This is a genomic window from Caulobacter sp. P4_E5, from assembly GCF_056401555.1.
On record NZ_JBFUJD010000030.1, the window covers coordinates 1 to 24721 of the forward strand.

The 24721-nt window shown below is 69.1% G+C and carries 24 protein-coding genes and 4 pseudogenes; 14 read left to right on the forward strand and 14 right to left on the reverse strand.

Annotated elements, in window-relative coordinates:
* The first annotated feature begins 96 nt into the window (after positions 1-96).
* On the forward strand, positions 97-1335 hold the full coding sequence (mnmA, locus tag AC1DSO_RS11400; protein ID WP_477068930.1) for a tRNA 2-thiouridine(34) synthase MnmA: 1239 nt from the start codon (positions 97-99) through the stop codon (positions 1333-1335).
* A gap of 68 nt (positions 1336-1403) precedes the next feature.
* On the forward strand, positions 1404-1547 hold the full coding sequence (locus tag AC1DSO_RS11405; protein WP_477068931.1) for a hypothetical protein: 144 nt from the start codon (positions 1404-1406) through the stop codon (positions 1545-1547).
* Here the strand turns inward: AC1DSO_RS11405 and AC1DSO_RS11410 are convergent.
* The 3 genes and pseudogenes from AC1DSO_RS11410 to AC1DSO_RS11420 all read right to left on the reverse strand — a co-directional run bounded on the left by AC1DSO_RS11410 (position 1544) and on the right by AC1DSO_RS11420 (position 2456).
* Positions 1544-1704 (reverse strand): annotated as a pseudogene (locus AC1DSO_RS11410) (hypothetical protein). The gene AC1DSO_RS11405 and the pseudogene AC1DSO_RS11410 overlap by 4 nt on opposite strands.
* 33 nt (positions 1705-1737) lie before the next feature.
* On the reverse strand, positions 1738-1959 hold the full coding sequence (locus AC1DSO_RS11415) for a hypothetical protein (RefSeq protein WP_477068932.1): 222 nt from the start codon (positions 1957-1959) through the stop codon (positions 1738-1740).
* The gene (locus AC1DSO_RS11420) at positions 1956-2456 is read right to left on the reverse strand and encodes a winged helix-turn-helix transcriptional regulator (protein ID WP_477068933.1); all 501 of its coding nucleotides are present in this window, start codon (positions 2454-2456) and stop codon (positions 1956-1958) included. Before AC1DSO_RS11420 ends, AC1DSO_RS11415 begins: the two co-directional genes overlap by 4 nt.
* Before the next feature lie 235 nt (positions 2457-2691).
* Between AC1DSO_RS11420 and AC1DSO_RS11425 the strand changes: the two genes are divergently transcribed.
* Together AC1DSO_RS11425 and AC1DSO_RS11430 are read left to right on the forward strand one after the other, a co-directional pair.
* Positions 2692-3879, forward strand: a complete 1188-nt coding sequence (locus AC1DSO_RS11425) for an acetyl-CoA C-acyltransferase (RefSeq protein ID WP_477068934.1) — start codon at positions 2692-2694, stop codon at positions 3877-3879.
* 157 nt (positions 3880-4036) lie between these two features.
* Positions 4037-4306, forward strand: a complete 270-nt coding sequence (locus AC1DSO_RS11430) for a GNAT family N-acetyltransferase (RefSeq protein ID WP_477068935.1) — start codon at positions 4037-4039, stop codon at positions 4304-4306.
* A 144-nt stretch (positions 4307-4450) separates the two neighbouring features.
* Here the strand turns inward: AC1DSO_RS11430 and AC1DSO_RS11435 are convergent, their stop codons facing one another.
* Together AC1DSO_RS11435 and AC1DSO_RS11440 are read right to left on the reverse strand one after the other, a co-directional pair.
* Positions 4451-5830 carry a M20/M25/M40 family metallo-hydrolase gene (locus tag AC1DSO_RS11435; protein WP_477068936.1) on the reverse strand — a complete coding sequence of 460 codons (1380 nt, stop codon included), beginning with the start codon at positions 5828-5830 and terminating at the stop codon, positions 4451-4453.
* 106 nt (positions 5831-5936) lie between these two features.
* Positions 5937-6434: a winged helix-turn-helix transcriptional regulator gene (locus AC1DSO_RS11440; RefSeq protein ID WP_477068937.1), complete on the reverse strand. Its 498-nt coding sequence runs from the start codon at positions 6432-6434 to the stop codon at positions 5937-5939.
* A 97-nt stretch (positions 6435-6531) separates the two neighbouring features.
* On the opposite strand from AC1DSO_RS11440, the gene AC1DSO_RS11445 reads away from it, so the two are divergent.
* On the forward strand, positions 6532-7329 hold the full coding sequence (locus AC1DSO_RS11445) for an SDR family NAD(P)-dependent oxidoreductase (RefSeq protein WP_477068938.1): 798 nt from the start codon (positions 6532-6534) through the stop codon (positions 7327-7329).
* Positions 7330-7381: 52 nt separating this feature from the next.
* Here the strand turns inward: AC1DSO_RS11445 and AC1DSO_RS11450 are convergent.
* From AC1DSO_RS11450 to AC1DSO_RS11460, 3 genes and pseudogenes are all read right to left on the reverse strand, one after another.
* Positions 7382-7486 (reverse strand): annotated as a pseudogene (locus AC1DSO_RS11450) (hypothetical protein); the annotation flags it as partial.
* Between the two features lie 108 nt (positions 7487-7594).
* Entirely contained in the window at positions 7595-8164 is a 570-nt protein-coding gene (locus AC1DSO_RS11455; RefSeq protein ID WP_477068939.1) for an OmpA family protein, read from the reverse strand.
* Between the two features lie 200 nt (positions 8165-8364).
* Positions 8365-9234 carry a LysR family transcriptional regulator gene (locus AC1DSO_RS11460; protein WP_477068940.1) on the reverse strand — a complete coding sequence of 290 codons (870 nt, stop codon included), beginning with the start codon at positions 9232-9234 and terminating at the stop codon, positions 8365-8367.
* 98 nt (positions 9235-9332) lie between these two features.
* Between AC1DSO_RS11460 and bla the strand changes: the two genes are divergently transcribed.
* Both bla and AC1DSO_RS11470 read left to right on the forward strand, forming a co-directional pair.
* Positions 9333-10226 carry a class A beta-lactamase gene (gene bla / locus AC1DSO_RS11465; RefSeq protein WP_477068941.1) on the forward strand — a complete coding sequence of 298 codons (894 nt, stop codon included), beginning with the start codon at positions 9333-9335 and terminating at the stop codon, positions 10224-10226.
* Between the two features lie 284 nt (positions 10227-10510).
* Entirely contained in the window at positions 10511-10870 is a 360-nt protein-coding gene (locus tag AC1DSO_RS11470; RefSeq protein WP_477068942.1) for a hypothetical protein, read from the forward strand.
* A gap of 14 nt (positions 10871-10884) precedes the next feature.
* On the opposite strand, the pseudogene AC1DSO_RS11475 reads toward AC1DSO_RS11470, so the two are convergent.
* Positions 10885-11002: pseudogene (locus AC1DSO_RS11475) on the reverse strand (hypothetical protein); the annotation flags it as partial.
* A gap of 186 nt (positions 11003-11188) precedes the next feature.
* On the opposite strand from AC1DSO_RS11475, the gene AC1DSO_RS11480 reads away from it, so the two are divergent.
* The 5 genes from AC1DSO_RS11480 (at position 11189) to AC1DSO_RS11500 (ending at position 16763) form a co-directional block, all read left to right on the forward strand.
* A complete protein-coding gene (locus tag AC1DSO_RS11480) occupies positions 11189-12856 on the forward strand; it encodes a sensor histidine kinase (protein WP_477068943.1) in 1668 nt (555 codons plus the stop codon).
* Positions 12857-12999: 143 nt separating this feature from the next.
* Positions 13000-15243, forward strand: coding sequence for a hypothetical protein (locus AC1DSO_RS11485; protein ID WP_477068944.1), 2244 nt, complete (start codon positions 13000-13002; stop codon positions 15241-15243).
* A 250-nt stretch (positions 15244-15493) separates the two neighbouring features.
* Positions 15494-15871 carry an ArsR/SmtB family transcription factor gene (locus tag AC1DSO_RS11490; RefSeq protein WP_477068945.1) on the forward strand — a complete coding sequence of 126 codons (378 nt, stop codon included), beginning with the start codon at positions 15494-15496 and terminating at the stop codon, positions 15869-15871.
* The gene (locus AC1DSO_RS11495) at positions 15868-16350 is read left to right on the forward strand and encodes an SRPBCC family protein (RefSeq protein ID WP_477068946.1); all 483 of its coding nucleotides are present in this window, start codon (positions 15868-15870) and stop codon (positions 16348-16350) included. Before AC1DSO_RS11490 ends, AC1DSO_RS11495 begins: the two co-directional genes overlap by 4 nt.
* Positions 16347-16763 carry a GFA family protein gene (locus AC1DSO_RS11500; protein WP_477068947.1) on the forward strand — a complete coding sequence of 139 codons (417 nt, stop codon included), beginning with the start codon at positions 16347-16349 and terminating at the stop codon, positions 16761-16763. Before AC1DSO_RS11495 ends, AC1DSO_RS11500 begins: the two co-directional genes overlap by 4 nt.
* A 178-nt stretch (positions 16764-16941) precedes the next feature.
* On the opposite strand, the gene AC1DSO_RS11505 is transcribed toward AC1DSO_RS11500, so the two are convergent.
* On the reverse strand, positions 16942-17907 hold the full coding sequence (locus tag AC1DSO_RS11505) for an SDR family NAD(P)-dependent oxidoreductase (RefSeq protein ID WP_477068948.1): 966 nt from the start codon (positions 17905-17907) through the stop codon (positions 16942-16944).
* A 106-nt stretch (positions 17908-18013) separates the two neighbouring features.
* On the opposite strand from AC1DSO_RS11505, the gene AC1DSO_RS11510 reads away from it, so the two are divergent.
* Positions 18014-18613 carry a TetR/AcrR family transcriptional regulator gene (locus AC1DSO_RS11510; RefSeq protein ID WP_477068949.1) on the forward strand — a complete coding sequence of 200 codons (600 nt, stop codon included), beginning with the start codon at positions 18014-18016 and terminating at the stop codon, positions 18611-18613.
* 45 nt (positions 18614-18658) lie between these two features.
* Positions 18659-18790 (forward strand): annotated as a pseudogene (locus AC1DSO_RS11515) (hypothetical protein); the annotation flags it as partial.
* A gap of 6 nt (positions 18791-18796) precedes the next feature.
* On the opposite strand, the gene AC1DSO_RS11520 reads toward AC1DSO_RS11515, so the two are convergent.
* The 4 genes from AC1DSO_RS11520 to AC1DSO_RS11535 form a co-directional block, all read right to left on the reverse strand.
* On the reverse strand, positions 18797-19633 hold the full coding sequence (locus tag AC1DSO_RS11520; RefSeq protein ID WP_477068950.1) for an alpha/beta fold hydrolase: 837 nt from the start codon (positions 19631-19633) through the stop codon (positions 18797-18799).
* 159 nt (positions 19634-19792) lie between these two features.
* A complete protein-coding gene (locus AC1DSO_RS11525) occupies positions 19793-20494 on the reverse strand; it encodes a lysozyme inhibitor LprI family protein (RefSeq protein ID WP_477068982.1) in 702 nt (233 codons plus the stop codon).
* A 480-nt stretch (positions 20495-20974) separates the two neighbouring features.
* The gene (gene clpB / locus AC1DSO_RS11530) at positions 20975-23560 is read right to left on the reverse strand and encodes an ATP-dependent chaperone ClpB (protein WP_477068951.1); all 2586 of its coding nucleotides are present in this window, start codon (positions 23558-23560) and stop codon (positions 20975-20977) included.
* A gap of 98 nt (positions 23561-23658) precedes the next feature.
* Positions 23659-24417 carry a M48 family metallopeptidase gene (locus tag AC1DSO_RS11535; protein WP_477068952.1) on the reverse strand — a complete coding sequence of 253 codons (759 nt, stop codon included), beginning with the start codon at positions 24415-24417 and terminating at the stop codon, positions 23659-23661.
* Positions 24418-24721: the final 304 nt, after the last annotated feature.

Consider the following 24721-nt stretch of genomic DNA (forward strand, 5'->3'; position numbering starts at 1 on the left):
CCCCTCCGGCCCTTCGGGCCACCTCCCCCGCATCGCGGGGGAGGATCCCCTTCCCCGACCTCGCAAAACCGCGCCCGACCCGCTATATGCGCGGCGATGGACGCCGACCTGCTGACCCCCGCCGCCACGCACGACCCTGACGCGCTCATCGTCCGGGCCGTCGAACAGGTGCGCGCGGCCGTCGGCCTGCCGGAGGGGACGCGGATCGTCGCGGCCATGTCGGGGGGCGTGGATTCCACCGTCACCGCCGCCTTGCTGGCCCGCGCCGGCTACGACGTGGTGGGCGTGACCCTGCAGCTCTACGACCACGGCGCGGCGGTCTCGCGCAAGGGCGCCTGCTGCGCCGGCCAGGACATCCTGGACGCCCGCATGGCCGCCGAGCGGATCGGCATCCCGCACTACGTGCTGGACTACGAGAGCCGCTTCCGCGAGCAGGTCATCGAGGACTTCGCCGACGCCTATCTGCGCGGCGAGACGCCGATCCCGTGCGTGCGCTGCAACCAGACCGTCAAGTTCCGCGACCTGTTGGACGTGGCCCGCGACCTGGGCGCCGAGGCCATGGCCACCGGCCACTACGTGCAGCGGGCCTTCGCCCCCTCTTCAAGAGAAGGACTGGGCGGCAATCGGCCTCAACTGCGCCGCGCCGCCGACCCGGCCAAGGACCAGAGCTATTTCCTGTTCGCCACCACGCGCGACCAGCTGGACTTCCTGCGCTTCCCGCTGGGCGGGATGGACAAGCCGACCGTGCGCGCCGTCGCTGCCGGCCTGGGCCTGGCCATCGCCGACAAGCCCGACAGCCAGGACATCTGCTTCGTGCCCGAGGGCAAGTACACCACGGTGATCGACCGCATCCGCCCGCAGGGCGCGGAGCCGGGCGACGTCGTGCACCTGGACGGCCGCGTGCTGGGCCGCCACGAGGGCGTCACCCGCTACACCATCGGCCAACGCCGGGGCCTCAACATCGCCGTCGGCGACCCGCTGTTCGTGGTCCGGATCGACGCCGACAAGCGCCAGGTCATCGTCGGCCCGCGCGAGGCCCTGCTGACCGCGTCGCTGACCCTCAAGGAAGGCAGCTGGCTGGGCGGCCAGGACAGCCTGGAGGCCGCCGCCGAGGACGGCCAGCCCGTGCTGGCCCGGGTCCGCTCGACCCGCGAACCCGTCGCCGGCCGCCTGGCCGTGAAGGACGGTCAGGTCGCGGTCGTGTTCGACGGGGCCGAGGAAGGCGTCGCGCCCGGCCAGGCCTGCGTGCTCTACGATCCGGCCGACCCCGAGCGGGTGCTGGGCGGCGGCTTCATCGCCGGCACGACGCGCCAGATGGACCTGGCGCAGGCCTAGTCCTCCACGGATCAAAGCGGGCGGCGCGGGGTTTCTGTCGGAAGCCTTTCGCGCGCGGAGACCCGCCCATGATGAAGCCGGAAAAACCCAAGCCCAGGCCGAAAACGCCTCAGCCGGCGGCCGAGACGAAGGCGGCCGACGTGCGGCGCCAGCGCCAGCACATCAAGGACCTCACGGGCGAGGATCCGCTGCGGGCGGGTGTCGCCGACTAGGGCCCGCGGGACTTGGGGAAAAGCTCTAAACCCGTGTCATCCCGGAAGCCTCGCAGAGGCTGTCCGGGACCCGGGGGCCGGCGCAGCGCGGTTGCCCTGGGTCCCGGCTCTCCGCTGCGCTTCGGCCGGGATGACACGGGGAAAGGACATTGTTCAATTGAGGACGGTGCCTGGAGCTATGGCCGCCGCGCTACCCGTCCCGCGCCAGCTCTTCAAAGCTCAGGCCGATCTTGAACAGGCAATAGCCGGTCTCGTCGACCAGACGGGCAACGTCGGCGGCGGTGTCGTCGCGCTCGCGGGAGATGGTGAAACGCCAATCCTCTTCGCGAGCCGCCGCCGGGAACGGCGCGCCCTCGGCGATCACCAGCCTGTAGGCCGGCCGCGTGCGGTGGACGTGGAAGCGGTAGCTCACTCGGCCGCGATCTTGGACGCTTCCAGCGCCTCGCCGACGGTCTGCGTTTGGTCTTCCTGCGGCGCGCGTTCGAGGTCGCGGCGCTGAACCACCTCGCCGCACTCCTCGCAGGCCAGGACGGGATGGAAGGCGCAGCCACAACCCTTGTGGCGGAACATCACCGGCGACTTGTCGCGGCCATAGACGTGCTGGTCGCCCCATTCGGCCATGGTCAGCAGCACCGGCGACAGGGCCAGGCCCTTCTGGGTCAGCCAGTATTCGTGGCGCGGCGGGCGTTCCGAATAGCGCCGCGTTTCCATGACGCCGTGCGCGACCAGGGTCTTGAGCCGCGCGGCCAGGACGTTGCGGGCGACGCCCAGCCGCTCCTGCCACTGCTCGAAGCGCTTCACGCCGGCGAAGGCGTCACGCAGGATCAGCAAGGTCCACGGATCACCCACGACCTCGAGGGTGGCGGCGACCGAGCAACGTTCGTTGGTATAGTCAGCAGTGCGGCCCATTTTGGCAGGGTGCGGCGTTCCGCGAGGGAAAGCAAGAGACCGTTGCGTTTGAAGATGAACCGGCATAGGTTTTTAATCGCAATTGACTCTCTCGGTTATTGCACGACTGGCGAGGCGTCACGGGTTCGCCCAACGACGCCTCGCCCCTTTCTCATCACATCTTCGCAATCCTCTTGCGCACGATGAGACCATGAAGGCCTATCTCGCCTCAAAATCCGCTCAGGGAGCCTAATCCATGTCCGTCGCTGATCCCGTCGTCATCGTCTCCTTCGCCCGCACGCCGATGGGCGGTTTTCAGGGCGCGCTGGGCGGGGTGAAGGCCACCGAACTGGGCGCGGCGGCGGTCAAGGCCGCGATCGAGCGGGCCGGGGTCGCCGGCGACAAGGTCGAGCAGATCATCATGGGCTGCGTGCTGCCCGCCGGCCTCGGCCAGGCCCCCGCGCGCCAGGCCGCGATCGGCGCGGGCCTTCCTCTTTCGGTCGAAGCGACCACCGTCAATAAGATGTGCGGCAGCGGCATGCAGGCAGCGATCCTGGCCCACGACGCCCTGGCGGCCGGCTCGGTCGACCTGGTGGTGGCCGGCGGCATGGAGAGCATGACCGGCGCGCCCTACCTGATGTCCAAGCACCGCGGCGGGGCCCGGATCGGCCACGACCAGATGTGGGACTCGATGTATCTGGACGGCCTTGAGGACGCCTACACCCCGGGCAAGCTGATGGGCGCCTTCGCCGAAGAGACGGCGGCGACCTACCAGTTCACCCGCGAGGCCATGGACGACTACGCGACCAAGGGGTTGATGAAGGCCAAGGCGGCCATCGAGAGCGGGGCCTTCAAGGCCGAGATCACTCCGGTGACGGTGACCACCCGCAAGGGGACCGAGGTCGTCGACACCGACGAGCAGCCGCTGAAGGCCGACCCGGCCAAGATCCCGACCCTGCGCCCGGCCTTCGCCCGCGACGGCGGCATCACGGCGGCCAATTCAAGCTCGATCAGCGACGGCGCGGCCGCCCTGGTCATGACCCGGCAGAGCGTCGCCAAGGCTCTCGGCCTGCCGATCGTCGCCAAGGTGGTCGGCCACGCCGCCCACGCCCATGAGCCGGGCCTGTTCACCACCGCCCCGGTCCCGGCCATGCGCAAAGCGCTGAAGAAGGCCGGCTGGGAGGTCGCCGACGTCGACCTGTTCGAGGTCAACGAAGCCTTCGCCGTGGTCGCGATGATCGCCCAGCAGGAGCTTGGCTTCGACCCCGACAAGCTGAACGTCAACGGCGGCGCCTGCGCCCTCGGCCACCCGATCGGCGCCTCGGGCGCGCGAATCCTGTGCACCCTGATCTCGGCGCTGCAGGCGCGCGGCGGGACGAAGGGGCTGGCCAGCTTGTGCATCGGCGGGGGCGAGGCCACCGCGATGGCGATCGAGCTGGTCTGAGACTTCGAGTCTGCTCCCCCGCGCTGCGGGGGAGCTGTCGCGGAGCGACTGAGGGGGCTAATGCGGCGTAGGTCCAGCTAGCCCCCTCCGGCCCTCCGGGCCACCTCCCCCGCATCGCGGGGGAGGATCAGATCATAGCGAAACGCGTTCCTTCGTCATGACCGACACCTTCCGCCACAACCCCGAACTCAGCCGCTACGAGCTGGAGGAAGACGGCTTCCTCGCCTGGGCCGACTATCAGCGGGCCGGGCATCGGCTGGTCATCCCGCACGTCGAGGCCGACCCCGCCCTGCGCGGCAAGGGCTCGGCCGGACGCCTGATGACCCGCGTCGCCGAGACGGCGCGGGCGGAGGGCATGCGCATCACCCCGCTGTGCTCCTACGCGGCCGCCTGGCTGCGGCGGAACGATCCGGATTTGATAGCTTAGGCCTTCTGTAATCCGCCCTCCCCGGCGAAAGCCGGGGCCCAGGTCGAACCCAGGGCGCCTGACCCTCTAGGCGAGACAGACGGGCGCGACCACCCCAACCGCTCAGGCTGAATCTGGGCCCCGGCCTTCGCCGGGGAGGTCGGGTTATTTGGTGACCGCGGGAGCTGGAACCACGCTCTCAAACGCCCCCGCCGCGCCCGGGAACACCACCGGGCTTTCCCAGCCGTCGGCGGTGATCGACGAGACGCCGAAGAAGTAGTCGTCGATGACCACGTCCTTCAGGGTGACCGTGGTTCCTTCCGGAACCCAGCGGCTGGCCGTCCAGGTCGGCTCGGTCGTGGTCCGCCACCACACCCGGTGGCCGGCCGCGGCGGGGGTCGGGGCCCATGAGACCTTGGTGTCGGCGCCGACCGCCCCGCCGATCTTGACGTCCGACGGCGGCTTGGGGGCCGAGGCCAGGGTGGCCATGGCGATGGTGTTCAGCCGCGTGACCTGGGCCAGGTAGGTGAAGTCCACCCCCTCGACGGTGTCGCCGTAGAACTTGCCGTTCTCGGTGCGCAGGGTCTGGTGCTGGTGGTCGTAGTTCTCGACAGCCTCGGTGACCCGCACGGCCGGATAGCCCGCTTCCAGCAGCGGCACCTGGTCGCCGCCGCGCCCGAAACGGTCGGTGCGGTAGACCATCTTGACGTCGAAATTGGTCAGGTAGCGGTCGGCCAGCACGTCCATGAAGCGGGCCAGGTTGCGCGACGGGCTGTCGACCTCGCCGCCATTGTAGCGGCGGCCGTTGGCCTGTTCGGGGGTCTCGACCGCCTTGGTGCCTTCCGAGAAGATCCGCACGTGGGTGTTGTCGACTAGGCCGCTGACACCCCGGCTGTTGCCGACGATGTCGTTGTTGAGGTCGGCCTCGACCTTCCAGCCCTGGGCGCGCGCGTAGTCGGCCAGCACCTTGCCGCCCAGCAGGCCCTGCTCCTCGCCCGACAGCACCGCGAACACCAGGGTAGCCGGGAATTTGTGCTTGGACAGCACCCGCGCCGCCTCGATCACCGCCGCCACGCCCGAGCCGTCGTCATTGGCGCCGGGCGCGTCGCTGGTGAAGTCCATGACGTCGGTGACGCGACTGTCGATGTGGCCGGCGATGATGATCACCCGGTCGGGGTCGGTGGTCCCCTTCTGGATGGCCAGCACGTCCATCACCTCCGTCGGGTTGGGCACGCGGCGGCCGGTGACGGTCTGGGCGGGCGTCTCGACCGTCAGGCAGCCGCCGCAGTCCTTGCCGATCGCCTCGAAGCGGGCCTTGGCCCAGCGGCGGGCCGCGCCGATGCCGCGCTTGTCCGACTTCGCATCCGACAGGGTGTGGCGGGTGCCGAAGCCGACCAGCGAGCRGATCGTGCTCTCCAGCGCCTTAGGATCGACGTCGGCGGCGATCGTCCGCAGCAGCGGCTGGTCGGTGGAGGGAGCCGGGGTCTCGGCATGGGCGATGCTGGCGGCGGCCAGGCTTGCGGCGAGGATGATGGGCAGGCGCATGCGGGCTCCGGGGCGATGGAGGCCGAACGTTGCCGTTGCCCGCACCTTCAGACAACACACTTTCCTGGCTTCCCCCAAACTTCCGACCTCCCCGGAGAAAGAGGGCCTACTTCCCCGCCCGCTCGGCCATGAACGCCACCCGCGCCAGCACCTCGGGGCCGGCGGCCGGACCGGGGGYGTAGGCGAAGTGCTCCTCGGTGATCGGCTTGCCGCTGACCCGGTCGACCAGGATCGGCTCGGCGACCCGGCCCGTCTGGCGATCGACCAGCTGGCCCGCCGCGCCCTCGGGGGCGAAGTGGCGGTTGCCGAAGGCCATCATCGCCGTCAGCACCCCGTCGAAGTCGCGGCCCCGCTCGGTCAGCACGTATTCGAAGCGCGGCGGCCGCTCCTGGTAGCGGCGCTTTTCCAGCAGGCCGTTCTCGACCAGGGCCGCCAGCCGCTTGGTCAGGATGTTCGGGGCCACGCCCAGGCTCTTCTCGAACTGGTCGAAGCGGGTCAGCCCCTGGGACGCGTCGCGCAGGATCAGGAAGGTCCAGCCGTCGCCGACCCGCTCCAGCGTGCGGCCGACCGGACATTGGGTGGGGGCGCGTTCAGATTTGCTCATGACGAATAATCTGGTCACTCACTTGCGAAATGCAAGTTACCTCATAGCTAGGGTGCACGCCGGACCGCTGGGGCCTCGGCAAAGGACTTAGACGACGATGAGCGACAACAACAGCAAAGGCGTGGCCCTGATCACCGGCGCCTCGACCGGCATCGGCGCGGTCTATGCCGACCGGCTGGCCAAGCGCGGCTACGACCTGATCCTGGCGGCCCGCGACGAGAGCCGCCTGAACGCCCTGGCCGAGCGCCTGCGCGCCGAGACGGGCGTCAAGGTCGAGGTGATCAAGGCCGACCTGACCGACAAGGCCGATCTCGTAAAGCTGGAAGACCGGCTGGCCAGCGACCCGGCCATCGAGCTGCTGGTCAACAACGCCGGCGCGGCGGGCTTCAAGGGTTTTGCCGTCACCGACCGCGACGCGATCGACCGGCTGATCCAGCTGAACGTCACGGCCGTCACCCGCCTGGCCCAGGCGGCGTCCTCGGCCTTCGTGCCGCGTGAGCGTGGGACGATCATCAACCTCGGCTCGGTGGTCGGGCTGATGCCGGAATTCCAGTCGCCGGTGTACGGCGCGACCAAGGCCTTCGTGCTCTATCTGACCCAGGCCCTGCGCCTGGAATTCCCCGCCGGCGTGCGCCTGCAAGCCGTGCTGCCCGGCGCCACGCGCACCGAGATCTGGGAGCGGGCCGGCCGCGACGTGAGCGAGCTCGACCCGAACATGGTCATGGACGTCGACGACCTGGTCGACGCGGCGCTGGCGGGCTTCGACCAGGGCGAGCTGGTCACCATCCCGTCCCTGCCCGATCCGGCCGACTGGGACGCCTTCCAGGGCGCCCGCGGCAAGCTGGCCCCGAACCTGTCGCGCCGCTATCCGGCGGACCGGTTCAAGGCGGCGTAGGAGCTAGAGCCCATCACCTCAAAGCGTGTCATCCCGGAAGCGCGAAGCGCTGTCCGGGACCCAGGGGCCGGCGCAGTGCGGTTGCCCCTGGGTCCCGGACAGCCTCTGCGAGGCTTCCGGGATGACACGGGTTTGGTGCGCAATGAACATACTGCACTGAGCGAAACCTCGCCGGCGCGGCGCTCACTCCCGCGCCGGCGAGTCCGCCCTGATCGGTCTTCCCGGGTTGATGCCTACCGGGAAGCCGACCTGGAACGCTAGAAACTTACGACAGCACCATCACGACGACGCGGCGGTTCTGGGCCCGGCCTTCGCGCGTTTCGTTCGGGGCGACAGGGGCCTCTTCCCCGTACGAGATCGTGGCCATGCGGTTCAGGGCCACGCCATGCTGGCTGAGGAACTTACGCACCGTCTCGGCGCGCTCTTCACCCAGTTTCTCGTTGTAGTTCGGGGCGCCGGAGTTGTCGGTGTGACCCTGGATTTCCAGGTACACGTTCTTGTTGTCGGCCTTCAGCTTGTCGGTGAACTCGGCCAGGCGTTGCTCGGCTTCCGGCGAGAGGTTCGCCGCATTGACCGGGAACTTCACCGAGTCGTCGCTGAGCACGAGGGCGAACTGGAACTTGCCCTCCGCCAGCTTGCCGGCCTTGGTGGCGCGATCGAGCGCCTCCTTGGCGGTCTGGTCCAGTTCGCCGATCTGGGTGTCGTGAGCGCTGACCCGCGTCTCGACCTGGCCGACCTGCTGATTGACGAACTTCTTGGTCGCGCAGCCGCTGACCGACAGGCCGCCCATCACCAGGGCGGCGGCGACCATCATGGTCTTCGTGCTTGCTATCATTGTCTGGGTCTCGTCCGTAGAAGGGGTCGCGAGACGTCCTGCAACGCTCGCCGTTGCAAATCGGCAAGCCAAACTAGGCTAAAGATGGGCGCGATTCCGGCCTTTCGAAGCCAAGCTAGACCGTTGATATCGCAGCCTATTTCGAGCACTTTCTATACCGCGCGCGAGCGCCGTCCACGGACTTTGGTTCCCTGGATTTTTTATTCACTAGAGGTGTTCGAAAGCCACGCCTGGAAGGCTCGCAAGGCGGGACTCGGGGCCTTGGACTTCAGCCAGGTCAGCCAGTAGCGACCCGCGCTGACCTGAGTCGGGAAGGGCCGAACCAGGCGCCCCTGCTGCAGATCGCGAGCAAACATCATTGGCGGCGCGAGGGCCACCCCTATTCCTTGCAGGGCCGCCTCGACCATCACCCACGAGCTGTCGAACACCGGCCCGCGGATCGGCGGCGGCGACAGGCCGGCGGCGGCGAACCAGTCCGGCCAGTCGGCGGCGCGGTAGCTGCGCAGCAGGGTCTGCGCCAACAAGGCCGACGGCTCGGTCAGGCGCTCGGCGATGGCCGGCGAGCACAGCGGGCTCATAGGGGCCTCGAACAGCGGCGCGGCCTCGGTCCCGTGCCAGGCCCCGTCGCCGAAGCGCACCGCGCAGTCCAGGCCCTCGCCGGCCAGGTCGGTGCGGTTGTTGTTGGTGAACAGGCGCAGGTCGATGAACGGATGCGCCTCGCGAAACGCCGGCAGGCGCGGCAGCAGCCAGCCGACCGCGAAGGTGCCCACCACGCCGACGCTGAGCACCTCCAGCACCCGGCCGCCCTCGAACCGCGCCAAGGTCTCGCCCAGCCGGTCGAACGAGTCGCGCACGCTGGGCAGCAGGGCCAGCCCCTCGTCGGTCAGGGCCAGGCCCCGGGGCAGCCGGCGGAACAGGGTCGCACCCAGGCGGGCCTCCAGCCCCTTCACCTGGTGGCTGACGGCGGCCTGGGTCACGCACAGCTCGATGGCGGCGCGGGTGAAGGACAGATGCCGGGCCGACGCCTCGAAGGCGCGCAGGGCATTCAAGGGCAGTTGGGCGCGGCTCATCCGGAAGACCCAAATTAAACTAGGGGCTCAGCCAAGGTATCGTCGTTTGCGGCGATGACCAGCCCCAGGCAGGTTCGGGCGGGCAAGGAGACCCCCACATGCTGCATCGTAGAACGTTCCTCACGGCCCTGGCGGCCGCGCCCGTCGTGCTGCCCGCCGCCTCGCTGGCGGCCGAAACGGCCCCGTCAGCCCTTAACTCACGTATTAACGACTTGGAGCAGCGTAGCGGCGGCCGCCTGGGGGTGGCGGTTCTGGACACCCATACGGGCCGCCGCTTCGCCTGGCGCGGCGACGACCGCTTCCGGATGTGCAGCACCTTCAAGATGCCGCTGACGGCCGCCATCCTGCGCCGGGTCGACCAGGGCCGCGAGCAGCTGGACCGCCGGATCGCCTACGGCCGCGACGTGCTGATGGGCAATTCGCCCGTGGTCGAGAARCATCTCGGCGAAGGCATGACGGTAGGCGCCCTGTGCGAGGCGACCATCACCTGGAGCGACAACGCCGCCGCCAACCTGCTGCTCGACGCGCTAGGAGGATCGGGGGGCGGCCCCGCCGACCTCACCCGCTTCCTGCGCGCCATCGGCGACCAGACCACCCGCTGCGACCGCCGCGAGCCCGAGCTGAACACCGGCGGCCCCGACGACCCGCGCGACACCACCACGCCCTCGGCCATCCTGGGGACCTGGAAGACCCTGCTACTGGGCGACGCCCTCTCTCCAGCCTCGCGCAAGCAGCTGACCGCGTGGCTGGTGGCCAACCGCACCGGGAACAAGCGCCTGCGGGCGGGCCTGCCGCGCGACTGGCGGGTCGGCGACAAGACCGGCAACAACGGCAAGGACACCACCAACGACATCGCCATCGCCTGGCCGCCTCGCCGCAAGCCGATCCTGATCGCCGCCTTCCACGACCGCGGCAGCGCCGACGACGACGCCCGCAACGCGGTGCATGCCGAGCTGGCCCACGCGGTCGTGGCGGCGGGGTTCGGGGGTTAGGCGGAAAAAGTTATCCACAGGGGCGATGCGAGGACGCCCCCTCCGTCTCGCCGCGTATCCGCGGCGATCCACCTCCCCCGTTTCACGGGTGAGGAGGGTCTCCTCCTCCCCTGCGCAGCGGGGGAGGTGGCGCGATGCGGATACGCATCGTGACGGAGGGGGCGTCACGAACTCCCGTGCTTATCCCCGCTAAAAAACCAACGTTTCTGTTCCCCGACAGCCACTTACACAAAAACACACGTTTCTTATCCCCGCCCTTTCCGGCGGCCTCATGCTCTATCCTCATGAGCGACACCCACACCCCCGTCTCCACCTGGTGCGAAGCCCTGCAGCGCAAGCTGATGGACGCGATCGACGCCGCCTGGGCCTTGGCCGAGAAGAGCGACGATCCGGCCGTCATCGCCAGGGTCCGCGACAAGGCCCGGCTGGCCGGCCAACTGGCGGCCGAGGCCCGCCGGATCGCCGCCCTGGTTCCTCCTCCACGCCGCAACGAAAAGCCCCGCCTGGCGCCCACCGCGCTGCGCGAGGCCTTCGAGCGCATGGACGCCGCCATCGATGCGCCCGCCGAGACCGCCGAAGCCAAGCCCCCGGCCGCCCAGGCCGCGGCGATGCGGGCGGCGCTGGCGAAGATGGGACGGCGGTAGGGTTCGCTTCCAAATCAAACCTCTAAACCCTCGTCATCCCGGACGGCCCGCAGGGCCGATCCGGGACCCAGGGGCCAAGCGCAGTGCGGCCGCCCCTGGGTCCCGGCTCTCCGCTTCGCTGCGGCCGGGATGACGAGGGGAAAGGGCATTGGTCAATTGAGTGCGGAGCTCTCCGCCAGCCCCCTCCCTCACCCTCGTAACAAAATGTCGCACCGCCCCTTTCCTCAATGATGAAGCAACGCTGACGCTCTAAAGCCGAGTAACGCAGGTTTTTGCGCAGCGCCCTCGACCCGCATCGAGGGAGGTCGGGGGAACAGGGTGTCGAACGGTCCGGATCATCGTCCATCCACGACGGAGGTCGCCGTCGCGCGCGCTGACGTCCAGGATGGTCGAAAGCCCTGGCTGGCCTACGCCAATCTCAAGCTCGAGGCGGCGGTCTTCCTGCTGCTGGCCGTCACCTTCGCCGCCGTGCTGGGCAAGAGCGCCCTCACCAGCCAGACGCTGAACCTGTCGCCGGACTCCGGGCGGTTCGCCGGCTACACCTTCTCGGACGCCGACGACGGCGGCCGCTCGGTCGTCACGGCCGATCCGAAAAGGCCGCTGTCCTGGTCGTGCCAGGTCCATGCGGGCGTCGCCTATCCCTATTGCGGCTACGGCCTGCAGCTGGACGCCGCCAGCGCGCCGGGGGCGATCGACGGCAAGGGGCTGAACTTCTCGACCCTGCAGACCGTCACCCTGCGCTTCACCTATCACGGCGACGGCGACCGGCTGCGGCTGCTGGTCAGAAGCGCGCCGCCGGCCGCCCTGCGCGCCAAGCTGAAGGGCGAGCTGGTGCCGCTGGCGACCGACTTCCCGGTCGTGCAGGGCGCCAACGCGGTCCAGCTGCCGCTCAGCGCGCTGGCGCCCGAGCAATGGTGGGTGGCCAACCACAAGCTGTCGCCGGAAGAGGCCGCGCCGGTGCTGGACGAGGTCCACATCGTCGCCCTCACCACCAGCAACGCCGAGACGCCCAGCGCCCACGCCGTCACCGTCGACGACATCGAATTCAAAGGCACGCATCTTTCGACCGAGCAGTTCTACCTGGTCATCCTGGGCGTCTGGCTGGTCGTGGTGGGGGGTTTTCTGGTGCTGCGCGTCTTCCAGATGCGACAGACCTATGAGGCGCGCCAGCAGCGCCAGGCCGACGAGGCCCGCCTGCTGGCCGGCGCCCACGCTTCGGCCGAAGCCGCCAGCCGCGCCAAGTCGCGCTTCCTGGGCAATATGAGCCACGAACTGCGCACGCCGCTGAACGCGGTGATCGGCTGCGCCTACTGGCTGAACCGCACGGAGCTGTCGGCCAAGCAACGCGAGGCGGTCGGAGCCATCCAGTCCAGCGGCGAGCACCTGCTGGCCATGATCAGCGACATCCTGGACATCGCCAAGATCGAGGCCGGCAAGTTCGAGCTGCTGGCCGCCCCGCTTGACCTGCACGACTGCGTGACCGGGGTCGGCGAGATGTTCCGCCTGCCCGCCGAGGAAAAGGGCCTCGACCTGGTGGTCGACATCGCGCCCGAGGTCCCGGCCGGCGTCGTCGCCGATCGCAAGCGCATCCGGCAGGTGCTGATCAACCTGGTCGGCAACGCGATCAAGTTCACCGAGCACGGGGGGGTCGCCTTGCGGGTGGCGGCGCTCGCCTCGGACGGGGAGACGGCGCGGCTGCGCTTCATCGTCGAGGACACCGGCGTGGGGATCTCCGCCGACCAGATCGACAGCATCTTCCGTCCGTTCGAGCAGGTCGGCGACCAGCAGAGCCGCGGCGGCGGCGCGGGGCTGGGCCTCAGCATCACCCACCAGATCGTCGAGATGATGGACGGCGAGCTGGGTGTCGAGAGCCAGCCGGGCCTGGGCAGCCGCTTCGTGGTCGAAGCGTCGTTCCCGCTGGATCCGAACGCGGTCGAGACCCAGGCCTTGGCGCCGCGCCTCGGCCACGCCGTGGGCCAGCACTAAGCCGCGATCGCCTCGCGCGCTCTTTTTCCACCTTCGGATAGGGGAAGCCTAGCAGCTCAGCTTGAGGGTGTTTAGCAAACCCTATATGGATAGCGCCGATCGAGGAAACGTTCGCCGCGAGGCGAGGGATTGGAGCGCGCGTAATGGCATCGACCCTGCTGACCCTGAAAACCTACTACGACAACCTGATGCGGGCGGACTTCGCCCACATCCCGGCGGCGCATGCGACGCTGCTGACCAGCCTGTCCAGCCAGGTCGACGGCGGAACCCTGACCCTGGCCGCCGCCCAGGGCCAGATCGCCAAGCTGGCCATCGACACGACCTCGGTCGCCAGCCTGGCCTACAGCTTCTTCACGGGCGGCACGCCCTACGCCAGCGGCTTCGACTATCTGGTGTCGGCCGGCGGCCCGAACCCGAACAACCTCAACTCGGCCTATTATCAGGCATTCAACGTCGACAACCGCTACATCAACTTCGCCATGAACCTGGGCAAGGCCGGCGAAGGCGCGACCTGGTTCACCGCCAACTATGGCGCGCTGACCATGAGCCAGGCGGTGGTCAAGGCCTATACCGAGATCTTCGGGATCATCCCGACCGCGGCCAAGGTCGACGAGCTGCTGAACAGCCAGGTGCCGAACGGCCAGGGCGGGACCTATACGCGCCAGCAGTACTTCGCCTCGTATGGCGGCGACGGCCTGGAAGGCCAGGGAACCAAGGCCGCCATGGTCGGCTGGCTGCTGTCGGCCGCCGCCAAGGAAGACATCGGGACCTACGCCAAGGCCAATGACGCCTTCCTGGCGGACCTCGGCCCCGACGGCGTGGCCGCCTTCCGCAGCGGCCTGGTCGCGGCCTATGGGACCCCCACGGCCGGCACGCCGGGCGCGACCCTGACGGCGGCCGCCGACAAGACGATCTCCCCGACCGCCACCGACCCGCTGCTGAAGTCGACCGCCAACGACGACACCATCACCGGGACGGCCGGCCTCAACGGCGGCCAGAGCATCGACGCCGGAGCTGGTCACGACACGATCAACCTCACCGGGACGATCTACGGGACCATCACCACCGCCGACGGCGGCGACACGGTCACGCTGGGAACCCTGGGCGCGTCGACCCCGACCCTGGGCATACCGGCCCAGTACGGGACCGTCGCCCTGGGCGCCGACAACAATGTCGTCACCCTGAAGGGCAACATGGCCACCGGGACCAGCCTGACGGCGACGGGCACGAACAACGTGCTGCATGTCGACCACACGGGGACCCCGGGCGGCGACGTCATCTACACGGGCACGGTCAGCGGCTTCCAGACCGTCTATATGCACTCGCCGAACATGCCGGCCGTCACCGGCGCCGCCGTGATCTACGACGTCGTCAACGCGGCCGAGTACGCCAATCAACCCGTCGTCATCAACCTGGCCGGCAAGGAAGTGGTGGTCCTGAAGGACACGCCGAACGCCGTCCTGATCAGCGCTCCGGCTCAGACGGGTGGCGGGACCAAGGTCGACGTGCACCTGCAGAACTTCATGGGCGCCCCGACCACCAGCGTCTCGCAAAACTTTGGCTCCTATAGCCCCAACGGCGGCGCGATCGGCTTCGCGGTCGGATCCGGGGACTCCAACGCGACCCTGGCCCTGCACGTCGACACCGACAGCACGGCCGGCCTGATCTACGGCTACTCGACCATCCCGACGAGCGGGACCTTCAAGGGTCCCCTGGCGAACCTGACGATCACCGGCGCCGGCAAGCTGACGGCGCAGATTTCGAGCAACTTCACCAATGTCGACGCCACCCAGGCCGGCGACCTGACGGTGTCCTACGAGGCGAAGACCTCGACCACGGCCCAGACCTTCCGCCTGGGCGACGGCGCCAACAATCTGAGCATCTTCTTCAACGGCAGCGCGACCCTGCCGCTCACCCCGGCCGCGGTGAAGTTCTACCTGGGCGCGGGCGTCGACACGGTCAGCCTGACCGGCAGCGCCATGTCGGCGCCGGGAGACAACGTCTTCGCCGCGACGTCGCTGGCCAATCTGCATATCCGCGACAATGTCACCCTCAGCGCCCCGCCCGAGATCATCGGCTTCCAGAAGGGCGTCGACCATCTGGTGCTGGACGCCCTGGAGCATGCGATCACCGCCAACGTCCAGACCTATGCCGACGGCAAGACGACCCTGACCGACGCCCTGGTCGCCGTCTCGGCCCACGTGGCGACCAACACCGTCGCGGTCTTCACCTGGAACGGCGACACCTATGTCTACGCCCAGGACGCCACGGTCGGCGTCAATATGGGCGCCAGCGTCAACACCGGCGACGGGCTGATCAAGCTGGTCGGCGTCACCGGCCTGACGGTCGGCACGGGCGCGGGCAGCTACGACATCCACTACGGGTAGCGGTTTGCCTTCTCCCCTTGCGGGAGAAGAGCCTGCCCCGGCGAAGGCCGGGGTGGCCCGAAGGGCCGGATGAGGGGTTGATAGGTCTGTCAGCCCCTCATCCGGCGCCGCCGCCGTCGCGGCGGACATCACCTTCGCCCCCTCACCCGACCCGCTGCGCGGGCCACCCTCTCCCACAAGGGGAGAGGGTTTTTCTTTGCCCCTACTAATTAGTATTGACTAATGTATTAGCCATTGCTAATTAGTCTGCATGACCGAGACCATCCCCTTCGACGCCGTGATGCGCGCCTTGGCCGACCCCACCCGGCGGGCGGTCTATGAACGCATCGTCCGCGCCGACGAGATCACCGTGGCCGAGCTGACCCGCCACAGCGGCGTCAGCCAGGGCGCGGTCTCCCAGCACCTGAAGTCGCTGAAGACGGCCGGCCTGGTCGCCGAACGGCCCGAAGGCCGCAAGGTCTACTACCGGGTCGCGCCCCAGGGCCTGGCCCCGCTGGTCGACTGGATGAGCCTGTACGGCGTCTTCTGGCGCGACCGCTTCGACGACCTGCGCGCCCTGCTCAAGGACATCGATCCCCCCGAACCCGCCTCTTCCCCCGAAAGCCCTTCCAAGGACCCCAACCCATGACCAGCCTGGCCCTCCAGCCCGACGCCCAAAAGGCCGCCACTCAAGAGATCGTCGTCGACGAGGTCTTCCCGCACACGCCCGCCGTGGTCTGGAAGGCCCTGACCGACGGCGCCCTGATCGGCCGCTGGCTGATGCCGCCGACCGACTTCGCGGCGGTCGAAGGCCACCGCTTCACCTTCAAGACCACCCCGGCCGGCGAGTGGGACGGGACCATCCATTGCCAGGTGCTGGAAGTGGTCGAGGCCCAGCGCTTCGCCTACGCCTGGACCGGCGGCCACGAGGCCAATGTCGGCTACGGCTCGCGCCTGGAGACGGTGGTCACCTGGACCCTGTCGCCCAGCGAGGGCGGCACGCGGGTGCGGCTGGTCCATTCGGGCTTCGTGCTGCCGCGCAACGACAGCGCCTACCGCAACATGAGCGACGGCTGGACCAAGGTCGTCCAGAAGCTGGACACCGTGCTGGGCGAGGACGGGCGATGAGCGGCCAGAAACCTTTCACCGGCGGCTGCGCCTGCGGCGCGGTGCGCTACGCCGTGGCCGGCGAGCCGCTGATGATGAACGACTGCCAGTGCCGGCACTGCCAGCAGCGCAGCGGCACGGGCCACGGCTCGTACCTGACCTTCAAGGACGCGACGGTGACCGTCTCGGGCCAGGCCGCGACCTGGCAGGTGACCGGCGACCTCGGCACGGTCAAGGGCCACCACTTCTGCCCGACCTGCGGGACGCCGACCCACCTGACCTTCCCGGCCATGCCGGAGATCTTCATCGTCCACGCCGGCAGCCTGGACGAGCCCCAGCGCTACCAGCCGACCGTGGCGCTGTTCGCTTCGAGCGGCCACGCCTGGGACACCGTGGCCCCAGGCGCGCACCGGTTCGAGCGGATGCCGGAATAACCCCCTTCTCCCCTTGCGGGAGAAGGTGTCGCCGGAGGCGACGGATGAGGGGTCGATAGGCCTGTCGGCTTGTCGCCCAGCATCAGCCGCCCATCGCGGCGGATCCGGTCGTGCAACCCCTCACCCGACCCGCTGCGCGGGCCACCCTCTCCCGCAAGGGGAGAGGGAAGCTCACCCTCTAGAAGCTTTCCCCTGCCATCCGCTCGCTCAGCGCCCACAGGGCCCGGGCGTTGGCGGGGTCGAGGGCGTAGGCCCGCACGCCGAAGCGCACCTCGGCGGCGTCCTCGACCGGCGGAGCCAGATGACAGTCCTCGCAATAGAGGCCACCGACGGTCTCGATCGGGGCCACGACGCCGGCCCAGACGCTGGTGGCCGCGCCCTGCGGGATGGTCTTCCATTCGATCGGCGGCTCGCCCCGGGCCGCCGCCTGGGCGTTCAGGTCTTCGATCCACCCCTGGATGAAGGCCGGATCCAGGTGACGAGCCAGCTCGGTCTGGATGCCGCCCGGATGCACGGCCACGGCCCGCACGCCGCGATCCTTGTGCCGGCGGTCGAACTCGACGGCGAACAGGATGTTGGCGGTCTTGGAGCGGCCATAGGCCCCGAACGGCGTGTACTCGGTGGTCTCGAAGTTCGGGTCCTCGAGGTTGACGTCCGAGAAGCGGTGGCCGGACGAGGCCAGCGACACCACCCGCGCGCCGGGCTTCAGCAGGCTGGCGATGCGGTTGATCAGCACGAAGTGGCCCAGGTGGTTGGTCCCGAACTGGGTCTCGAAGCCGTCGGCGGTCTTGCCGAACGGCGGGGCCATCACCCCGGCGTTGGCGATCACCAAATCAAAGCTCCGGCCATCCGCGACCAGCGCGTCGGCGCAGGCCCGCACGCTCGCAAGGTCGGCCAGGTCGAGGGCGATCAGCTCCAGTGAACCGCCCTTGGCGGCGGCCGCGCGGACGACCTCGGTCGCGGCTTTCGCCTTGGCCAGGTCGCGGGCCGCGCCGACCACGTGGGCGCCGTGGGCGGCCAGCACGCGGGCGGTCTCGACGCCCAGGCCGGCCGAGACGCCGGTGACCAGCACGCGCTTGCCGGAGAGATCGACGCCGGCCAGGACGTCGTCGGTAGTGGATTTGGCGCCGAAATGTTCGCTCATGACCCTGGTTTCCTTGTGGAGGGCTGTTGTCCGATCCCATCCTCGGTACTAAATGGAGGATGGCTCCGGATACATATTCGGAGGCTACCTCCGTTTTTCAAGGCCAATGTCCGAAGATTCTGAAATCCCCAAAAATGGGAAGGGAGCCCGAAAGCCGCGCGCCGACAGCCTGCGCAACCGCGACCTGCTGCTGGCGGCGGCCAAGGCGGCGTTCGCTGAAATTGGGGCCGAAGCGCCGCTGGAGGACGTCGCGCGCCGCGCGGGCGTGGGCATCGGCACGCTCTATCGCCACTTCCCGACCCGCGAGGCGCTGCTGGCGGCGGTCTATGCGCGCGAGATCGCGCAGCTGGTCGCCTCGGCCGACACGCTGGCGGCCGAGCGTCCGGCGGGCCGGGCCCTGGAAGCCTGGCTGGATCTGCTGATCGACTATGTGGCCACCAAGCGCGTCGTGGCCCCGGCCCTGCGCGCCGATCCCGGCGAAGGCGCCCGTCTCTACGAGACCTCGGGCGCCACGCTGCTGGCGACCCTGCAACACCTGATCGCGGCGGCCCACGCGGCCGGCGACATCCGCCCCGACATTACCTACGAGGACATCCTGCGCATGACGGGCGGCATCTGGTCGGGCTACGAGCAGCCCGGCTGGGAAGCCGGCGCGCGGCGGCTTCTGGACGTGATGATGACGGGGCTGCGGGTGCGGGCGGGCTGAGACGTGGCCGACCTGGGCCCGGCGCCCTAAGGAAATCAAAGCTCAAAACCCGCGTGTCATCCCGGCCCGCAGCGCAGCGGAGAGCCGGGACCCAGGGGCCGCCGCAACGCGTTTGGCCCCTGGGTCCCGGACAGCCTCTACGAGGCTTCCGGGATGACACGTTTTTGGTCGTTCTGACGGGACCTACCCCTCGATAAACGCCAGCAGGTCGGCGTTGATGACGTCGGCCTGCGTCGTCGCCATGCCGTGCGGGAAGCCCGGATAGGTCTTCAGGGTCCCGTTCTTGACCAGCTTGATAGCCAGGTGGGCGCTGTCGGCGATCGGGACGATCTGGTCGTCCTCGCCGTGCAGGATCAGCACCGGCACGTCGATGGCCTTCAGGTCGTCGGTGAAGTCGGTCGCCGAGAAGGCCTCGATGCAGTCGTAGTGGGCCTTGGCCCCGCCCATCATGCCCTGACGCCACCAGTTGTCGACCACCGCCGGCGACACCGTCGCGCCCTCGCGGTTGAAGCCGTAGAACGGCCCGGCCGCCACGTCGTGGAAGAACTGGGCGCGGTTGGCGACCAGGGCGGCGCGGAAACCGTCGAACACCTCGATCGGCAGGCCGCCCGGATTGGCGTCCGTCTTCAGCATGGTCGGCGGCACGGCCCCGATCAGCACGGCCTTGGCGACACGGCCGGGCTCGGCGCGGGCGACATAGTGGGCGACCTCGCCGCCACCGGTCGAGTGGCCGACATGGACGGCGTTCTTCAGGTCCAGATGCTTGGCCAGGGCGATGACGTCGGCGGCGTAGGTGTCCATCTCGTTGCCGGTGTCGGTCTGGGTCGAGCGGCCGTGGCCGCGGCGGTCATGGGCGACGACCCGGAAGCCCTTCAGCGCGAAGAACATCATCTGGGCGTCCCAGTCGTCGGCCGACAGCGGCCAGCCATGGTGGAACACGATCGGCTGGGCGGTCTTGGGGCCCCAGTCCTTGAAGAAGATCTGCACGCCGTCGGGGGTGGTGAAGAAGCCGCTGCTCATGTCCGTTGTCCCTGTGCTCGGGAGGCCGCCAGGCCCGTTCCCGGTGTCCGATGAAGCGAGAATGGCCGCGACCGATCGTCACATAAATAGAAATCACGGAAAACCATTGTTTCCAAAAGTGAGCTGCACAGCGTGCAAGCCGTGCAGGCGCTCCTGACGCTATTTCGCCGCCGGCGGCGGCATCAGCGGCTCGGTGCTGTCCATGAATCCTAGCCAGGTCGACAGGATGGCGCCGGTGCGCGACTTGGTGGCCCCCTGCCAGCAGTCCAGGTACAGGGCGCCGCGGATCGTGCCCTCGCTCCACCAGCTGTAGACGGCGTCGCATTCGGCCTTGCGATAGGCGACCCAGGCGGCCTGGGACTTGTCGAACTGGCTCAGCGCCTCGGCGGAGGCGGTCGAGCCGGGGGTCGCCTTGGCCTCGTCCAGCAGCCGCATGCGCGCCGCGGCGACATAGCGGTCGAGCTCGCGGTCGGCGCGCTGGGCGTAGGCCGCGGCGCAGAGGTCGCGTTCCGGCGTCGACGATCCGGCGCACTCGGCGGGCGGGTCCGACAGCGCCGACAGCGCCTTGATCCGCTTGCGATAGGCCCCTCGCGCGCAGGCCAGGTCGCTGGCGCAGGCGTCACGGACCTTGAGCCAGGCGCGTTGCCCCTGCCGCACCTCGGCGGGACGGGCCGACCGGTCCATCGCGCCGGCGAAGGCCGCGGCCAGCTGCGAGTCCAGCGACTTCAGATCCGGATCCTCGCAGATCATCCGCTCGACGCCCGCCGCGGCCTTGCCGCAGTCGATGCCTGCCGCCCGGGCCTGGCCCGCGCCCAGCAGCATCACCGCGACCGTCGCCGCGACGACCAAACCCAAGACCATACGCACTGAGGAGGCTCCCACGAACCGGCGCCGGACCGTCGCCGATGTCCGCTGACGCGTCAACCGGAGGTGGGGGAGTCGACGGGGCAATCGCCGCCGAATTCCCTCTCTCTGAGAGAGAGGGAGGGGCCCGCCGCCGCAGGCGGTGGGAGGGTGAGTGGTTACGGTCTCGCCGGTCGAAGCGCTCTTTTCCGACCTCCCCGGCGAAGGCCGGGGCCCAGATTCATCCTGAGCGTTTTGAGGTGTTCGCGATCCGCCGATTGGGCGGGATCGCAGGCGTTGGCGGGTTCGATCTGGACCCCGGCCTTCGCCGGGGAAGTCGGGGGTTTGGAAAGCCAACTCGGTACTCTGGGGTTTTCTGGCCAGCGGTGAAACCACTCACCCTCCCACCGTTACGCGGCGGGCCCCTCCCTCTCTCTCAGAGAGAGGGATTCTGGATGTCCAAGAAAAGGGCGCTCCCGATGGAAGCGCCCCCTCACCCTACTGCAGCGTCGCCTTGCCGAACGACAACTGGCCGTCCTCGACCCCGACGGCGATCACGCCGCCGTCCTCGATCTCGCCGGCCAGCAGCCGGCGGGCGATCGGGTCGACCAGTTCCTTCTGGATCACCCGCTTCAGGGGCCGGGCGCCGTAGACCGGGTCGTAGCCCTTGTCGGCCAGCCAGTTCAGGGCCTCGGCGTCCAGGGCCAGGGCCATGCGGCGGTCGGCCAGCAGCTTGTCGACCCGCTGCAGCTGGATGCGGACGATGTCGCCCATGTTGTGGCGCGACAGGCGCTTGAACAGGATGATCTCGTCGATCCGGTTCAGGAACTCGGGGCGGAAGTGGCCGCGCACCATGTTCATCACCATCGGCCGGACGGCTTCGACGTCCTCACCGTCCTCCTGGTTGGCCAGGAACTCGGCGCCGAGGTTGCTGGTCATGATGATCAGCGTGTTGCGGAAGTCGACCGTGCGGCCCTGGCCATCGGTCAGGCGGCCGTCGTCCAGCACCTGCAGCAGCACGTTGAACACGTCCGGGTGGGCCTTCTCGATCTCGTCGAACAGGATCACCTGGTACGGCCGCCGGCGGATGGCCTCGGTCAGCGCCCCGCCCTCGTCGTAGCCGACATAGCCGGGAGGCGCGCCGATCAGCCGGCTGACCGAGTGCTTTTCCATATATTCGGACATGTCCATCCGGGTGATGGCGTGCTCGTCGGCGAACAGGAACTCGGCCAGGCTCTTGGTCAGCTCGGTCTTGCCCACGCCCGTCGGGCCCAGGAACAGGAACGAGCCGATCGGCTTGGACGGGTCCTGCAGGCCGGCGCGGGCCCGGCGGACGGCGTCGGACACGGCGGTCAGGGCCTCGTCCTGGCCGACCACGCGACCGCGCAGTTGGTCCTCCATCTTCAGCAGCTTCTCGCGCTCGCCTTCCAGCATCTTCTCGACCGGCACCCCGGTCCAGCGGCTGACCACGGCGGCGATCTGCTCGGCGTCGACGACTTCCGGCGTCAGGGCCTTGCCGGTGTTCTCGCCAGCCTCGGCCTCGGCTAGGCGGCGCTCCAGGGCCGGGATCTCGCCGTACTGGATCTGACCGGCGCGGGCGAAGTCGCCGGCGCGCTGGGCGGTGGCCAGGTCGGCGCGCAGGCGGTCGAGGGCTTCACGGGCTTGCGCCGCGCCGCCGACCTTCTCCTTCTCGGCCTTCCAGCGGGCGGTCATGTCGTCCGATTCCGCCTGCAGCTCGTCGATCTCGTCTTCCAGCTTTTCGAGGCGCTGCCGCGAGGCCGCGTCGGTTTCCTTCGAGAGGGCCTCGCGCTCGATCTTCAGCTGCACCAGGCGGCGGTCGATCTCGTCCAGCTCTTCGGGCTTGGAGTCGATCGCCATGCGCACACGGCTGGAGGCCTCGTCGATCAGGTCGATGGCCTTGTCGGGCAGGAAGCGGTCGGCGATGTAGCGGTTGGACAGGGTGGCGGCGGCGACGATGGCGCTGTCGCTGATCCGCACCCCGTGGTGGACCTCGTACTTCTCCTTCAGGCCGCGCAGGATCGAGACGGTGTCCTCGACCGTCGGCTCGCTGACGAACACCGGCTGGAAGCGACGGGCCAGGGCCGCGTCCTTCTCGACGTGCTTGCGGAATTCATCGAGCGTGGTGGCGCCGACGCAGTGCAGCTCGCCGCGCGCCAGGGCGGGCTTCAAGAGGTTGGAGGCGTCCATCGCCCCGTCGCCCTTGCCGGCCCCGACCAGCGTGTGCATCTCGTCGATGAACAGGATGATCGAGCCTTCGGCCGCCGTGGTCTCGGCCAGCACCGCCTTCAGGCGCTCCTCGAACTCGCCGCGATATTTCGCGCCGGCGATCAGGCTGCCCATGTCGAGGGACAGCAGCTTCTTGTCCTTCAGGCTTTCGGGCACGTCGCCGTTGACGATGCGCAGGGCCAGGCCCTCGACGATGGCGGTCTTGCCGACGCCGGGCTCGCCGATCAGGACGGGGTTGTTCTTGGTGCGGCGCGACAGGACCTGGATCGTGCGGCGGATCTCCTCGTCGCGGCCGATCACCGGATCCAGCTTGCCGTCGCGGGCCGCCTGGGTCAGGTCGCGGGCGTAGCGCTTCAGCGCTTCATAGCCTTCCTCGGCATTGGCGCTGTCGGCGGTGCGGCCCTTGCGGATGGCGTTGGCGGCGTCTTCCAGCCCCTTGGGCGTGACGCCGGCCTCCTTGAACAGCTTGGCGGCCTCGGCGCCTTCCTTGGCGATGGCGATCAGCAGGCGCTCGGTGGTGACGAAGGCGTCGCCCGCGGCCTTGGCGGACTTCTCGGCCTCGGCGAAGACGCGGGCCGTGTCGGGCTTCATGTAGAGCTGGCCGCCGGCCCCGTCGACGCGCGGGGTCTTGGCCAGCAAGGTCTCGACACCGCCGTCCAGGGTGTCGGCGCGGCCGCCGGCGCTCTGGATCAGGGCGCGGGAAAGGCCGTCCTTCTCCTCGAGCAGGACCTTGAGGATGTGTTCGGGCGCGAACTGTTGATGGCCTCGCGCGAGGGCCAGGCTCTGGGCCGACTGGACGGCCTGTTTGGCGCGGTCCGAATAGAGGTCGATGTTCATGATGTCCCCTTCCTAGGCGGATCGGGGCGCGCCGCCTTGATCAAGCACAACGCACCCACGAGGGGCCATGTAGGTGTGGCGGATCAGCCACACAAGTCTCACCAGCCCTTGCTGGTCAGATAACGTTGGAGTTCCTGGATCCGCACCGCGTCGGACGGGTGGGTCGAGGCCATTTCGCCGCCGGCAGGCTTGCCGCCAGCCTGGGCCTGCATGTTGCGCCACAGGGCCACGGCCTCGCGCGGCCGGTAGCCGGCGCGTTGCATGTAGTCGACGCCCAGCCGATCGGCCTCCAGCTCCTGCTTGCGCGAGAACGGCAGCAGCACCCCGAACTTGGCGGCGTCGTCGCCGTGGTCCTTCACCAGCTTGCCGAACTCGGTCTTCCCGGCCGCGGCGCCGGCGATGCCCAGCAGGATCTTCGAGGTGGTTTCCTGCGAGGCCCGCTCGGCGGCGTGGTGGGCGACGACGTGGCCGGCCTCGTGGCCGATCACGGCGGCCAACTGGTCGTCGTTCTCGACCAGGCTGAGCAGGCCCACGGTCACCCCGACATGGCCGCCCGGCAGCACGAAGGCGTTGGGAGCCTCGTCCAGGAACACCGCATAGTCCCACGGCCGGCTGCCCAGGCCCGCCGCGGTGATCACCCGCTGGCCGATCGCCTGGACCCGGGCGTTCTTGCGCGGCTCCTTGGAGACGTAGCTGGTGCGCAGCGTGTCGGCCCAGGCCTTCTCGCCCTGGCTGGCCAGGCTGTCGTCGCCGACGATCAGCAGCTGGTTGCGCCCGAGGTCGGCGTTGTAGGCGCAGCCCGACATGGCGCAGGCGGCGGCCAGCAGAAGCGGAACGGTCAGACGGCTAAGGCGCATGGCCAGGAACTCGGCTATATTTCGGAGGCGACATAAGCCTTATCGACGGCGGCATTGCGACGCGCAACCGGTAGAGCTTGTTTCCTTCTCCCCTTGCGGGAGAAGAGCCTGCCCCGGCGAAGGCCGGGGTGGCGCGGAGCGCCGGATGAGGGGTCGATAGTCCTGTCGGCTTGTCGCCCAGATCTGAACGCTGTCGCGGCGGATGCTGTCTTCAACCCCTCACCCGACCCGCTTCGCGGGCCACCCTCTCCCGCAAGGGGAGAGGGAAACACCAGCGCGCGACCCGTGCGCGACATTGTCGCAC